Source organism: Streptomyces sp. NPDC002785 (genome assembly GCF_040295565.1).
Classification (GTDB): Bacteria; Actinomycetota; Actinomycetes; order Streptomycetales; family Streptomycetaceae; genus Streptomyces.
The window spans coordinates 1-14,647 of sequence record NZ_JBEOVN010000180.1 but is presented as its reverse complement, the minus strand read 5'-3'; the positions used below and the strand labels follow the sequence as shown (position 1 = coordinate 14,647).

Annotated in this window: 9 protein-coding genes and 1 pseudogene; 7 read left to right on the top strand and 3 right to left on the bottom strand. The window is 71.4% G+C overall.

What is annotated here, in order from left to right; genetic code table 11:
* Positions 1-183, top strand: a pseudogene (locus ABTZ94_RS29875) (DNA-3-methyladenine glycosylase 2 family protein); the annotation flags it as partial.
* Between the two features lie 123 nt (positions 184-306).
* Here the strand turns inward: ABTZ94_RS29875 and ABTZ94_RS29870 are convergent.
* Complete coding sequence (locus tag ABTZ94_RS29870) at positions 307-789, bottom strand: DUF456 domain-containing protein (protein ID WP_351205294.1); 483 nt, start codon at positions 787-789, stop codon at positions 307-309.
* A gap of 126 nt (positions 790-915) precedes the next feature.
* On the bottom strand, positions 916-1,905 hold the full coding sequence (locus ABTZ94_RS29865; protein ID WP_351205297.1) for a helix-turn-helix domain-containing protein: 990 nt from the start codon (positions 1,903-1,905) through the stop codon (positions 916-918).
* 209 nt (positions 1,906-2,114) lie between these two features.
* Between ABTZ94_RS29865 and ABTZ94_RS29860 the strand changes: the two genes are divergently transcribed.
* The 3 genes from ABTZ94_RS29860 (at position 2,115) to ABTZ94_RS29850 (ending at position 9,450) form a co-directional block, all read left to right on the top strand.
* Positions 2,115-5,879 (top strand): S8 family peptidase, encoded by a 3,765-nt coding sequence (locus ABTZ94_RS29860; RefSeq protein ID WP_351205292.1) that lies wholly within the window; start codon positions 2,115-2,117, stop codon positions 5,877-5,879.
* A gap of 128 nt (positions 5,880-6,007) precedes the next feature.
* Entirely contained in the window at positions 6,008-7,642 is a 1,635-nt protein-coding gene (locus ABTZ94_RS29855) for a protein phosphatase 2C domain-containing protein (RefSeq protein WP_351205290.1), read from the top strand.
* A 65-nt stretch (positions 7,643-7,707) separates the two neighbouring features.
* The gene (locus tag ABTZ94_RS29850; RefSeq protein WP_351205288.1) at positions 7,708-9,450 is read left to right on the top strand and encodes a pyruvate dehydrogenase; all 1,743 of its coding nucleotides are present in this window, start codon (positions 7,708-7,710) and stop codon (positions 9,448-9,450) included.
* 76 nt (positions 9,451-9,526) lie between these two features.
* On the opposite strand, the gene ABTZ94_RS29845 is transcribed toward ABTZ94_RS29850, so the two are convergent.
* A complete protein-coding gene (locus ABTZ94_RS29845; protein ID WP_351205286.1) occupies positions 9,527-10,729 on the bottom strand; it encodes an amino acid deaminase/aldolase in 1,203 nt (400 codons plus the stop codon).
* A gap of 604 nt (positions 10,730-11,333) precedes the next feature.
* Here ABTZ94_RS29845 and ABTZ94_RS29840 point away from each other — a divergent pair.
* The 3 genes from ABTZ94_RS29840 (at position 11,334) to ABTZ94_RS29830 (ending at position 14,410) form a co-directional block, all read left to right on the top strand.
* The gene (locus ABTZ94_RS29840) at positions 11,334-12,242 is read left to right on the top strand and encodes a hypothetical protein (RefSeq protein ID WP_351205295.1); all 909 of its coding nucleotides are present in this window, start codon (positions 11,334-11,336) and stop codon (positions 12,240-12,242) included.
* The gene (mycP, locus tag ABTZ94_RS29835) at positions 12,239-13,429 is read left to right on the top strand and encodes a type VII secretion-associated serine protease mycosin (RefSeq protein WP_351205284.1); all 1,191 of its coding nucleotides are present in this window, start codon (positions 12,239-12,241) and stop codon (positions 13,427-13,429) included. Before ABTZ94_RS29840 ends, mycP begins: the two co-directional genes overlap by 4 nt.
* Before the next feature lie 252 nt (positions 13,430-13,681).
* Positions 13,682-14,410 (top strand): SseB family protein, encoded by a 729-nt coding sequence (locus ABTZ94_RS29830; protein WP_351205282.1) that lies wholly within the window; start codon positions 13,682-13,684, stop codon positions 14,408-14,410.
* The last annotated feature ends 237 nt before the right edge of the window (positions 14,411-14,647 follow it).

The following is a 14,647-nucleotide window of genomic DNA, read 5'->3' as shown; positions in this document are numbered from 1 at the left end:
GCCGGACCGCCCCGTCGTCAGGCCGGTTCGTCGAGGAACTTCCCGCCCTCCAGAAGGGTCTTGAGCAGGATGCGTGCGCTCGGCGACCCGGATGTGGATCCGGGCGGGAGGCCCGAGTCGGAGCGCTGGCGGCCATGGCGTTCGTACGCCGTACGTCACCTGAGTCTCCAGACCTCTTCGTGAAGGCCCCAGCTGTGGATCTTCTTCGGGCCGATGCGGATGAGCTCGTCGCTGAAGTGGGCGCCGAGGTCGTGCGGTCCGGACAGCATCCATTCAGATGGTCAGGGGGAGGGGGCGGCGGTCAGGTCAGGCCCAGATCACCGCGCCCAGCCAGGCCCCCGTCGCCAGCAGACATGCGTAGAGCTCGACGAGCACGGAACAGCCCGTCGCCCGCATCACCGAGCGGACCGATGCCCAGCCCGCCCCGCGGCTGCCGAGCCGCAGTCGCTCCGCCCCGTAGATCGCCCCCACGTATCCGGCGATCCCGCCCACCACAGGCACCACGAAGAAGCCCACGATCGCGCCGGCCCCGCCCAGCATCAGCGTCTTGCGCGGCGCCCCCGACTCACGCGGGCGGCGCGGCGGCAGCAGCGGCTTCAGCGCCTGGTTCAGCAGCAGCAGTGCGGTGGCACCTATGAGTACGCCCCAGGCGGCCGGAGTCATGTCGGTCAACGCCCACCACAGCACGGCGGCCCAGACGATCGCCTGCCCCGGCACCCCTGGCACCAGCACGCCGACCAGGCCGAGAAGCATGACCAGGCCGACAGCGACAAGCTGCCACACACCCATCTGACCAGCCTGCCGGAGTCCGGCAGGTCCTGCCCGTCAGCGCGGCTCGGGGCGGGGGCCGTCGATACGGCTCGGAGTCGTACCGGCGCGGCGGGAACACCGGGCCGGGGTATCCGGCAGGCTCGTTCAGGCCCGTGGCGTCCGGGACACCCAGCCCCGCTCGTACGCATGCCAGCCCAGCTGCAGCCGGGTCGACACCCCGGTCAGCTCCATCAGGCCCTTCACCCGCCGCTGTACGGTCCGCAGCCCCAGCTCCAGCTGCTTCGCCACGCTCGCATCCGTCAGGCCTGCCAGCAGCAGTGAAAGAATCTCCAGGTCCGTCGCATCGGGCCCGGTGGAGTCCTCCTCCAGGTGGCCGTCCTCGCCGAGCCTGAGCGGCATGGCATCGCGCCACACGGCCTCGAAGAGCCCCATCAGTGACTCCAGCAGCCCGGAGCCGTGAACCACCAGCGCCGCGGGCTCCGCGCCGCGCCCGGTCAGCGGCACCATCGCCAGGACCGCGTCGGCGATGACGAGTTTGGTGGGCACCCGGTCCACGACCCGGCACTGCTCGTCACGGCTCAGCGCGGCGGACAGCTCCGTGATCCCGGACGGCAGCGCGAGCACCTCGCGCTCGACCACCACCCGGAACGAAACCCCGCGCGTGGCGGCCTGCTCCTCGGACTCGTTCTCCATTCCGCTCACCGCGATCGGCTTCCCGGTGACCAGGGCGCACACCTCGCTCGTCGCGCCCAGCTGCAACTGGTGGAAACGGTGCGCCACCGCGCTCGCGCCCGTCACCACCTCGACCAGATCGTGCACGGCCGAGTCGGTGGCCTCCGCCCGGTACTCCTCGGCGAGCAGGGCCGCCGCCATCTCCGCCTGCTCCAGCTCATGGCGTTGCTGGGTCAGCAGCGCACCCAGAGCCACCGCCGGCGGCGCCGCCACCCAACGGCCCGTGCGGGACGGCGGCTGGGCGGCCAGCCCATGCTGTTCCAGCCGGCGCAACGCCCGTTCGGTGTCCGGCTCGGGAAGTGCCAGTCGGTGCGCGAGATCGGAGACCTCCGCGGCTCCCACCGCCACGAGCGCGCGGTACGCCGACTCCTGTATCTCGTCGAGGCCTATGGCTCCCAGCATCCCCGGACCCCTCCCGGACGCATTGATCCGCACGATGTCGTTCTCTTCGGGCGCCCGGTCGTGGCGGAAAGCGGCCACGGCGTAAACCCGCCTTGTACATCATCCCTGTATCTCCCGTCGCTCTGCCAATGTGGCGCCACCGCAGTACCAACAACCTCCGGAATATTGCGGTTTGTTCAGAGGTGTTCCGGTTTTACTTGGGGAGAGCGATGCGCCCGATATCGCGTACGGTGCTGGGAGCGGCCACCGCCGCCGTCCTGGCCGTCACTGCGATCGAACCGTCCGTGGCAGCGCCGCAGGACGATACGACTGCGAAGAGACCACTGACCGGCAGTGCGGCCGCTACCGCCAAGGCGGCCGAACCGGTCACCGTAACCCTGGTCACCGGCGACAAGGTTCTGGTGAGTACGGACAGTTCGGGGGCCGCATCGGTCACCGCACTGCCCCGCGAGGACGGCACCGTCCCCCTCGTACAGACCCGGCAGTCCGGCAAGGACCTCTACGTCTACCCCGACACCGCCGTCAACGCGCTGGCCGCGGGCACGGTCGACGAAGAACTCTTCAACGTCACCGGACTGATCCGCCAGGGCTACGACGACGCGAGCACCAAGTCGCTGCCGTTGATCGCCGTCTACGGCAAGGACGTGGCCCGCTCGGCGCCGGCCACCCCGCGCGGCGCCAAGCGCGGACTGGCTCTCGACGTCATCGACGGCGTCGCGCTCAAGGCCGACAAGGCGAAGGCCGCCGACTTCTGGTCGGACGTCACCAACACCCGTTCCCGCTCGGCCTCCGGCCTGAAGAAGCTCTGGCTCGACCGCAAGGTTCAGGCCACCCTCGACAAGTCGACCAAGCAGATCGGCGCCGACCTCGCGTGGGCCGCCGGATACGACGGCAAGGGCACCAAGGTCGCCGTCCTCGACACCGGTGTCGACGCCGAACACCCCGACCTCAAGGGCCGGATCGCCGCCTCGGAGAACTTCACCGACTCCGACACCACCGACGACCGGCAGGGCCACGGAACCCACACCATCTCCACCGTGGGCGGCACCGGTGCGGCCAGCAACGGAAAGAAGAAGGGCGTCGCCCCCGGCGCCGACCTGCTCGCCGGCAAGGTCCTCAACGACAGCGGCTCCGGCGCCGAGTCCTGGATCATCGCCGGTATGCAGTGGGCCGTCGACCAGAAGGCCGACGTCGTCTCCATGAGCCTCGGCAGCCCGACGCCGACCGACTGCACCGACCCGATGAGCGTCGCCGCCGAGGAACTCGCCCAGAACAAGAAGACGTTGTTCGTCATCGCGGCCGGCAACTCCGGCCCGACGCTGAACACTGTCTCCTCGCCGGGCTGCGCCCCCAGCGTGCTGACCGTCGGCGCCGTCGACCGTGACGACTCGACGGCCCAGTTCTCCAGCCGCGGTCCCGTGACCGGCTCGCACACCCTCAAGCCCGAGATCGCCGCCCCCGGCGTCGCCATCTCGGCCGCGGCGGCCGGCGGCCGCGGCGTCTACGCGTACCGGACGATGTCCGGTACATCGATGGCCACCCCGCATGTCGCGGGCGCCGCAGCCATGGTGAAGCAGCGTCACCCGGACTGGACCGCCCAGCAGATCAAGGCGGCCCTCGTGGCGTCCGCGAAGAGCGACATCCCCGGCGACGTACGCGAGACCGGCGGTGGCCGTCTCGATGTGAAGGCCGCCATCGACACCACCGTCGTCGGTGCCCCCGCCGTCCAGGGCGGCACATTCAACTGGCCGCAGGACAAGTCCGACCGCACCACGGTCGGCGTTCCGTACACCAACTCCGGTACCGAGCCGGTGAAGCTGTCGCTGAAGGTTGAGGGTGTCACCGGCAACGACGGCTCGGCTGTCCGTTCCTCGGTCGCCAAGCTCGACGCGAGCACCGTTACCGTGCCGGCCGGAGCCACGGTCAAGGTCCCGCTGGCGATCGACCCGGCCGCGAAGCTGAAGGCCTCCCAGTACGGCGATGTCACCGGACGCGTGCTCGCCACCGGGCCCGACGGCGTCAAGGTCTCCACCCCGTTCTCGATGTACGTCGGACCGGAGACCGTCACCCTGCGCGTCGAGCTCGTCGACCGCGCCGGCAAGCCCGCCACGGGATCCTCCTCGGTGGACCTCATCGGCACCGACACCGCCGGCGGCGAGCGCCGCTTCAACGACGGCGCCACCGAGCAGGTCTACCAGGTGCGCCCCGGTGCGTACTTCGTCTCCAGCTTCATCACGACGCCGGACGCGAAGGACGCCACCGGCAGGATGGTCGAGTCCGTCGGCTACCTCGCCAGGCCGCAGCTGAACGTCACCAAGGACACCACCCTGGTCCTGGACGCCCGCAAGGCCCACCGGATCCAGGCGAAGACGGAGGACCGCGCGTCCGAGAACCGCTCCACGACGCTCTCCTTCGGCCGTAGCTGGGACGACGTCTGGCTGCACTCCGGCTCCATCACCGGTACCGGCATCGTCAAGGACTACCTGGCCGATGTGCAGGGCAAGGCAAGTGACGGCGACTTCGAGTTCGCCAGCTTCTGGCGCGCGTACGCTCCCCAGATCGAGAAGCTGTCGGTCGTCGGCGGCGCCGAACTGCACCCGACGGTGGCGGGCAACGGCTCCGTCAACCTCGACGGTACGGGCGATGCCGCACTCGTCGACGCGGGTACCGGCACCCCTGACGAGCTGAAGGCCGCCGGAGTCTCGGGCAAGATCGCCCTGGTCGAGATCTCCGACGACGGCTATATGAACACCCAGGCGCGGAACGCCAAGGCCGCCGGCGCAAAGGCGATTATCGCGCACCGGCCGTCCGCGGGCCTCTGGCAGCCGTCCGTCGGCTACGGTGCGGCTCCGCTGCCCTCGCTCGGCATCGCGGCGAGCGAGGCGGACGCCCTGAAGGCCGCCCTGGCCGACGGCCCGGTGCAACTGCGTTGGAAGGCCACCGCCGTCAGCCCGTTCGTCTACAACCTGGTCTTCCCCGAGACCGGCCCGGTCACCTCGGACCGCACCTACAAGGTCCGTGACAGCAAGCTCGGCAAGTCCACCGCCACGTACGAGGCGATGGGTGTCGCAGCCGACTACGTCGACACGATGATCAGCGACCGGCCGTACGGCGGGGGGTTCTCCGGCGGCTTCGACACCGTCGCCGTCCCCGGCAAGCGCACCGAGTACTACTCGGCGGGCGACACCACCTGGAAGCGCTACATCTCGTCCAGCTTCCCCTGGGGCGAGTTCATGGTCGACGAGCCCCGCACCTACACCTCGAGCACGGAGCGTACGGAGAACTGGTACCGGGGCATCCCGGCCCCGTCCGCCCCGCGCGACGCCGCGGGCAAGGTCCAGCTCGCCGGCGAACGGCAGGACAACCTGATCGGCGTCGCCCCGGGCTTCTGGAGCGACACCGAGCACGCCGGTCTCCAGGGCTCGTTCGGAGACATGGGCAACATGCGGCTGACCAGCGGCGGCAAGGTACTGGGCGAGTCCGGCTGGCCGTCCGGAGTGTTCACCGTCCCGGCCGAGGACGCCGCGTACGAACTCACCATGACCACCATGAAGTTTGGGCAGCCCGCCGCCGTGTGGAAGCGGTCCACCCAGACCGAGACCACCTGGAAGTTCCGCTCGAAGCGCGACGAGAACGTGTACTCCCAGGGGATTGCGCTGCTCTTCCCGGGCTACGACCTGGACACCGACGGGCTCAAGACCCTCCCCGCGAAGGACGGTCGGACGATCGGCCTGAGCGTCACCGGCCACGCCGGCTACACGCCCGGCAAGCTGGTCGCCGCCAAGGTCTCCTACTCGTACGACGGTGGCGAGACCTGGACCGCGGCCACCACCGCACAGCAGGGCGGCCACTGGACCGCGACCGTGAACCACGCGGGCGCGGCCGGCAAGCCGGTCACGCTGAAGACCGAACTGACGGACGCCAACGGCAACTCCGTCATCCAGACCGTGAACGACGCGTACGCCGTGCGCTGATCACGTCCTGACCGGTCCGCCGGGCGTCCTTCCCGTGGGGGGTGGGGACCGCCCGGCGGACCTTTATTCATGGCCACTCTTTCCGGATGACCCGTTTTCATACGGCCCGTGCGGTGGACAATAAGGGCATGAGCCAGCAGGGGGAGAGGCCCGCCGCCCACGAGGACGACTGGTGGCGCAGGCTGTACGACGAGACCGCCCGGGACACCGGGGCGAGCAACGCGGCCGACAGCCTCGACGACCGCTTCGACTCGGCGTCGGGCGCGGTGAGTCCGGGCGGGCGCGGGGGGTTTGACGGGGTGGTGGTGCCTCGGGTGGCGGATGTGCCGGGGGAGGTCTCCGAACCGCAGGTGGTGGACGCACCGGGGGAGGCGGCCGGGCCTTCGCCGTCCGCGTTCGCGGTGCCCGAGCCGGTGCGGGTGCGTGCTCCGTGGGAGCCGCCCGTCGCGACCGTACGCGCCCCGGGTGCGTCCCCGGCCGGCCCGTCACAGCCGCGCACCTTCGCCGCACCGCTGGTTCCGAACGGCCCTCCGGCCGCCCCTGACCGGCCGTCGGGGCCGGAATTGACGTCCGGGCCGGGTTTGACGTCCGGGCCGAGCTTGTCATCGGGGCCTGAGCTGCCGCCCGAGCCGCCCGTCGCCGATGGGGTGTCCGCGCCGCTGCCGCCTCTGCCCAGGGGGCCGGCCGGCGAGGGACCCGCCGCCCCGCAAGCCCCCGTCACCACGGTCACCGCACAGGCACCTGCACCCGAGCCTGCACGCGTACCCGCACCCACACCCGCCCCTCTCCGCCCCGTGATCGGCCATGTGGGTGACCGGCCGCCCACGTACGACGCCGAGCCCACCTCGCTGCCCGCCACCGTCCCCCAGGAGCTGGACGGTCTCGTCGCCGACACCGTCCTCGACGGCGCCCGGTACGGCACGTACACCCTGCGCGCCGCCTCCGTGCGCGGGGACTCCGCGCGGTTTTGGGGCGAGCCGCGCCGCGATGCGCTGCTCACCGTGCGTTTCGGCACCGGCAGGAGCGCGCTCGTCCTGGTCGCCGTCGCCACCGGGGCCCGCGCCACCGACGGGGCGCATCTGGCGGCGGCCGAGGCCTGCCACTGGATCGGCGGTGCCGTCGGCCGCAGCCATGTCCGGCTCTCCGAGGACATAAGGGCAGGTCGCCGTGGCGACCTCAAATCCGGCCTGCACCGCCTCACCGACCGCAGCTACGGCAAGCTGCGCGCCCGCGCCGCCGAGCTGGGACTCGAACCGCAGCAGTACACGGCGGGCCTGCGCTGCCTCCTGCTGTCGGCGGACCCCGACTGCCGCACCAGGGTCTTCTTCGGCGTCGGCGCCGGTGGGCTCTTCCGGCTCCGCGACGGCGTCTGGCAGGACCTCGAACCAGGCGTTCCGGAAGCCGGTGACGTCAGCGGCGAAGCCGTGGTCGGATTCGGATCCCCTTCCCCCAGGAGCGGCCCCGTCGGTGACCACCTCACCACGGACCCGGACAACGCCACATCCCCGTCCCCCTACGTCGAGAGCCCGCCCGCCGAGCCTTTCCGGTTCCGGGCATCGGTGGCCCGGCCGGGGGACACCCTGCTGCTGTGCAGCAGCGGCCTCGCCGAACCGCTGCGCGGCGAGCCCGCGCTCGACCGGGAGCTCGCCCAACGCTGGACCCACCACCGGGCGCCGGGGCTCGCGACCTTCCTCGCGGACACCCAGCTCAGGGTGAAGGGGTACTCCGACGACCGTACGAGTGTCGGCGTCTGGGAGGCGTAACCGCCCGCGTCATGGGTTGATGGATGTGGAGTCCGGAAGCCGAAGCGCGGAAAGGGTACGCATCCATGGCCAAGCAGAACGTGTCGGAGCAGTTCGTCGACATCCTCGCCCGGGCGGGCGTCAAGCGTATGTACGGCGTCGTCGGCGACAGTCTCAACCCGGTCGTCGACGCCATCCGCCGCAACTCGGCCATCGACTGGATTCAGGTCAGGCACGAGGAGACCGCCGCGTTCGCCGCCGGAGCCGAGGCCCAGATCACCGGCTCGCTGGCGGCCTGCGCCGGATCGTGCGGCCCCGGCAATCTGCACCTCATCAACGGCCTCTACGACGCCCACCGCTCCATGGCGCCCGTTCTCGCCCTTGCCTCGCACATTCCCTCGAGCGAGATCGGTCTCGGCTACTTCCAGGAGACCCATCCGGAGCTGCTCTTCCAGGAGTGCAGTCACTACAACGAGATGATCTCCAACCCGCAGCAGATGCCGCGGCTGCTCCAGACGGCCATTCAGCACGCGATCGGCCGAGGCGGCGTCAGCGTCGTCTCGATGCCGGGTGACATTGCATCGCAGCCGGCCCCGGAGAAGTCGATCGAGCACGCCCTGGTCACTTCGCGGCCGACGGTACGGCCCGGTGACGAGGAGATCGACAAGCTCTGCCGGATGGTCGACGAGGCAAAACGTGTGACATTGTTCTGCGGCAGCGGCACGGCGGGTGCTCACGCCGAAGTGATGGCGTTCGCCGAACGGGTGAAGGCCCCGGTCGGGCACGCGCTGCGTGGCAAGGAATGGATCCAGTACGACAACCCGTACGACGTCGGCATGAGTGGACTGCTCGGCTACGGCGCTGCCTACGAGGCGACCAACGAGTGCGATCTCCTCATCCTGCTCGGCACCGACTTCCCGTACAACGCCTTCCTTCCCAGCGATGTGAAGATCGTCCAGGTCGATGTGCGCCCTGAGCACCTCGGGCGCCGCTCCAAGCTGGATCTGGCGGTCTGGGGCGACGTCCGCGAGACGCTGCGATGTCTGACCCTGCGGGTCAAGACCAAGACCGACCGCAAGTTCCTCGACCGGATGCTGAAGAAGCACGCCGACGCACTGGAGGGCGTGGTCAAGGCATACACCCGCAAGGTCGAGAAGCACATCCCGATCCACCCGGAGTATGTCGCCTCTGTGCTGGACGATCTGGCAGACGACGACGCCGTGTTCACCGTCGACACCGGTATGTGCAATGTCTGGGCCGCCCGCTATCTCACGCCCAACGGCAAACGCCGCGTCATCGGTTCGTTCAGCCACGGCTCGATGGCCAACGCGCTGCCGCAGGCCATCGGCGCCCAGTTCATCGACCGGAACCGGCAAGTGGTGTCGATTTCCGGCGACGGCGGATTCGCCATGCTCATGGGCGACTTCCTCACCCTGGTGCAGTACGACCTGCCGGTGAAGGTCGTGCTGTTCAACAACTCCTCGCTCGGCATGGTCGAACTGGAGATGCTGGTCGCCGGCCTGCCGTCGTTCGGTACGACCAACAAGAACCCGGACTTCGCGGCGATCGCCCGGGCCGCCGGGGCGTACGGTGTACGGGTGGAGAAGCCCAAGCAGCTTGAAGGCGCCCTCAAGGACGCCTTCAAGCACAAGGGCCCGGCGCTCGTCGATGTCGTCACCGACCCCAATGCGCTCTCCATCCCGCCGAAGATCAGCGCGGAGATGGTGACCGGCTTCGCGCTCTCCGCCAGCAAGATCGTGCTGGACGGCGGAGTGGGCCGGATGCTTCAGATGGCCCGGTCCAACCTGCGAAACGTGCCCCGCCCCTAATAACGTGCCCTGCCCCTAACAGGGCTTTGTCAGGGGGCAGCTCCGTGGCCCCCTGACACCAGCCGGACCGTCCGGCTCAGAGGAACGTACGGCCCTCGCCCCGGTACGTCGGCACGGTCGCCGTCACCCGGTCGCCCTCGATCAGCTGCAACTCGTCGAAGCGTTCGCACAGTTCACCGGCCTTCGCGTGCCGGAACCACACCTTGTCGCCGATCAGCAGATCGTCGGCCGGGGCACCGAGCAGCGGGGTCTGCACCTCGCCCGGCCCCTCCTGCGGGTCGTAGCGCAGGCCCTGTGGCAGATACGGGACGGGAAGCCGGTCCGCACCCGCGGGCCCGGACGCCGGATAGCCGCCACCGAGGACCGTCACCACACCCACGCCCGGCCGGCGCACCACCGGCTGGGCGAACAGCGCCGCCGGACGTGCCGTGAACGACGTGTAGTTGTCGAACAGCCGCGGTACGTAGAGCCCCGACCCGGCCGCGATCTCGGTCACCGCGCGCTCCGCCGCCGTGTGCTGCACACTGCCGGTGCCGCCGCCGTTCACGAACTCCAGGTCCGGCGCCACCGCCCGTACCGCCCGCACGACCTCGGCCCGCCGGGCGGCCAGCTCCTTGCGGCCCGCGGCCTGCACCAGCCGGATCGCCCGGGAGCGCAGCGGCCGCCCCGCGACCGAATCCCCGACCCCGGCGATATGACCCTCGTACGCCATCAGACCCACCAGCCGGAAGCCGGGCCTGCGCGCCACCGAGCGTGCCAGTTCGGCCAGTTGGGCGGGGGAGCGCAGCGGTGAACGCAGGGCGCCGATCCTGACCCGGCCGCCGAGCAGCTGCAGTGAGGTATCCAGCTCCAGACAGACCCGGATCTCCTCGCGGCCACCAGCCCGTGCCGCGTCGATCAGCTCCAGTTGCGCGTGATCGTCCACCATCACCGTCACGGCGGCGGCCAGCTTCGGATCGGCGGCCAGCTCCGCGAAGGCGGCCCGGTCGGCCGACGGATAGGCCAGCAGTACGTCGTCGAAACCGGCCCGCGCCAGCCACAGCGACTCGGCCAGTGTGAACGACATGATCCCGGCGAACCCCGGCCGTGCGAGCACCCGCTCCAGCAGGGTCCGGCAGCGCACCGACTTGCTCGCCACCCGGATCGGCTTCCCTGCGGCCCGGCGGACGAGGTCGTCGGCATTGGCATCGAACGCATCCAGATCGACGATGGCGATCGGGGCGTCCAGATGGGCGGTGGCCCGGTTGTAACGGGTCCGGTCAGCGACGCGGGCAGTCATGGCCGCAGCTTGCCAGACGACCGTACCGCTGGGTAGGGGGATGATCTGCGCAGATCGTCCAGGGGCAGGGCGTCCCGCTCCCACCGGGGCCGTTCCACCCCGTAGAGTGACGGGCGCGCGGCAACCAACGGGCCTGCCTGTGACGTCGATCCGCGCGCGGTACGGAACAGGACCAGGGGGGCGGATGAGTACCGAGGCGCAGCGTGCTCCTGTTCCGCCCCGCCCCACGACCTCACCACCGGCGCCCGCGCACCCCGCGCATTCCGTGCAGGCCCCTTCCACGACCTCCGCGAGCGTCCCCGCCGCGCCGGGCCCCAATACACCGGCGCCCGCGGTGCCGACGCCGATGTCCGGCCCAGCGGCGCCGACAGGACCGGCCGCCCCGGCACCGGTGCCCGCATCTCAGCGACAGGAGCCGGACCCGAATCCGAAGCCGGTCGCGACGCCTCGGCCGATGCCCGCACCCGAAGTCCCGCCCGTGGAGACCACAGCTCGGCTCCGGCCTGTGCCCCCGGCTCCCACCCCCGCCGCGTCCACGCCTGGCACCACCCCGCCCCTCCCCGAGCAGCCGCCCGCCGCGACCCGGCGGCGGCCCGTCGGCGCCGTGGACCTCACCCCGCGCCCGGGAGCGGCCCCGCCACCGCCCGGACCGGTGCACGTCCCGCGCCCGCACCCCTACCAGCAGCCGCACCCGTACCGCCATCCGCTCCCCGAGACGCCCGTGGAGACCACCACCCGGCTGCGCCCCATCCGTACCCGCCACCCCGTCAGGACCGCGACCGCCGCGGCCTGTGTCGTGCTCGGGCTCGGACTGATCGGCGGCGCGGCCACCGGCGCCTGGCTCACCAGCGACTCCTCGGCCGACCCCGCCGCGCACAGTGCCTATACCGTGGGCCGCTCCGCCTGGCACAGCGTCCCCGTGGACACCCTCTTCCCGCGCACGCTGAGCGGCGACGGAGCGGGGCCGGGCGGCGCCGACCGGCTCTGGACCAGGGTCGCCGTCGCCCCGGACAGTGGCTGCAAGGCGGCCCTGGACCCGCTGCTGACCAGGACACTCGGCCCGGTCGGCTGCGAACGGATGCTCCGCGCCACCTACACCGACGTCACCAGCAGCAGCGTCACCACGGTCGGGGTGATCTTCACCGAGGGCGGCACCGAGGCCATGAGAGCGCTGAGCACCCGCTTCACCGACCAGCACCTCGACCGGCGCACCGACCTGATGCCCCGTACGTACCCCGTCAAGGGCACGGTCGCCGCGGGGTTCGGTGACCGGCAGCGCGCCAGCTGGACCGTCCATGTACTGACCGAGGTGCCCGTCGTCGTGTTCGCCGTCTCCGGGTTCGCCGACGGGCGTACGGTCACCGACCCGCAACCCGTCGACAAGGCGATGGCCGCGAACGCCACCACGGCCGCCGCCCAGGCCGGGCTCGGCCACGAGGCCGAGGGAATCGCCGACCGGATCGAGCGCGGCCTGCGCCGGACCATCACCGACCTCACGGAGAAGCCGGAATGAGCCGCCGCACCCGCCGCGCCCTGGGTGCGGTCTGCGCCGCGACCGCGTTCGCGCTGCTGCCCGCGGCGCCGGCCAGGGCCGATGCCATCCGGGACCAGCAGTGGGGCCTTCAGGCGCTCGACACCGATCAGGCGTGGCGGACCACCAAGGGCAAGGGGATCACCGTCGCCGTCGTCGACACCGGCGTCGACGGCAGCCTTCCCGACCTGGCGGGCCAGGTGCTGCCCGGCAAGGACATGATTGGCTTCGGCGCCGGCCGCGGCGACCGGTCCTGGGCCCGGCACGGCACCGCGATGGCCGGGATCATCGCAGGTCACGGCCATGGTGCAGGAAGCGGCGACGGAGTGCTGGGCATCGCACCCGAGGCGAAGATCCTTCCGGTCCGGGTGATCCTCGAAGCCTCCGACCCGGCCCGCGCCAAGGCCCGCGAGTCCCGCGGCACGGCTCTCGCCGACGGCATCCGCTGGGCCGCCGACCACGGCGCCGACGTCATCAATCTCTCGCTCGGCGACGACAGCGAGTCGGCGCACCCCGAATCGGGCGAGGACGCCGCCGTCCAGTACGCGTTGAAGAAGGGGGCCGTGGTCGTCGCCTCGTCGGGCAACGGAGGCGAGAAGGGCGACCACATCTCGTACCCCGCCGCCTACCCTGGCGTGATCGCGGTCGCCGCCGTCGACCGGTACGGCACCCATGCCGCGTTCTCCACCCGTCGCTGGTACGCCACCGTCAGCGCCCCCGGAGTCGACATCGTCGTCGCCGCCCCCGACCACCAGTACTACGTGGAGTGGGGCACCTCCGCCGCCTCCGCGTTCGTCTCGGGCGCGGTCGCGCTGGTCCGCGCCGCGCATCCGGGACTGACGCCCGCGCAGATCAAGCAACTGCTCACGGACACGGCCCGCAGTGCCCCGCCGTCCGGCCGTGACGACGCCCGGGGGTACGGCATCGTCGCCCCCGCCGCGGCGATCAAGGCCGGAGCCGCGCTCCGTCCCGCCGGCCTGCGTGCCGAATCCGCCGAGGCCGGTTACCGGAAGCAGTACTTCGGCCCCGGCCCCAACCCCGAGCACCATGACAGCAGCCCCGCAGGCTGGCTCGCCCCCGCCGCGGGCGGCCTCGGAGCGGTCCTGCTGGCAGTGGCCGTGGTGCTGTGGCGCGGCAGGGGCAACAGGCCGGCCACCGTACGGCGCTGACCGCGGCCCGAGCACTGCTTCATCCGGTACGGACGGCACGGACGCCGCGGCGCGGGGAGCGTGATCCGACGACCGGCCGGCCAGACAGATGCCACCCGCCCCCGCCGGCAGGATCACGGCCGTCACGGATGCGGACAGGGCGGAGCCGTGGAATGTGTTCCGTGACCTGCCCGCACGCCAGGAACGGCACCTGAGAACCGGCTGGGTCGACCTGTTGCGAGGGCGCGAAACCTTAGGCACTACGCTCGCCCTGTGGCGCTGAAGAATATTCCGGACCCCGGTTACTCCGACGACGACGGCACGGCCGACCCGGCCCTGACCGCGGCACTCGAGGCCTGGGCCGAGGACCGCAAATCCATCGGCCCGGTACTCGAAGCCCTCAAGGGCGCTCGGCTCCTGGTCCCCGTCGTCGCCGTGCTCGGGGAAGTGGAGGTGGACGAGAACGGGCTGCGTCGCGAGAAGACCAGCGACATGGCCGTCCCCACCCTTCAGGTGGGGGACCGCCGCGCCCTGCCCGCCTTCACCTCGACCGCCTCGCTGGCCCGCTGGGATCCGCAGGGCCGCCCCGTCGCCGTACCCCTGCACCAGGCGCTGCGGGCCGCCGCGCACGAGAAGGCGGACACAGTCGTCCTCGATCTCGCCGGCCCGGTCGCATTCGAGCTGACCGGCTCCGCACTGCTCGCCCTCGCCGAGGGCCGCACCAGCGCCGATCCGCTGGACGACCCCGCCGTCACCTCGGCGGTACGGGACGCGGTCGCCGCCGAGCCCGCCGTGCTCCGCGCCCACCTCGGCCCCGGCCGGGCCGACGGCACCCTGGCCCTCGTGCTCGCACCCGATGCGGACCCCGCCGACGCGGCCCGCCGGGTTGCACAACGGCTGGCGGCCGACGACGTCCTGCGCGCCCGCCTGGTGCGTGGCCTGGACCTGGCGCTGCTCCCGGCCGATGCGACCGCGCCCGGTGAGCCTCTGTTCACGCGCTGATCACCCGGGTCCAACGCGCGCAATCGCGCATCGGACGGGGCAATTGCGCGCCCCGCCGGTCGGCGGAGTGGTCGCGGCGCTCGTGCACCAGCCGACCCACCCGGCCCAGTGACGGGCCCGACCCGGCACCGCCCGACTTGCGCTTCATATGACCGTGAGCCCTCTGCCCGGAACGGGCCGAGGGCTCACGGTGATATGATGTCGAACGAAATTGTGGGCGGGCGGGCTCATCCGAAG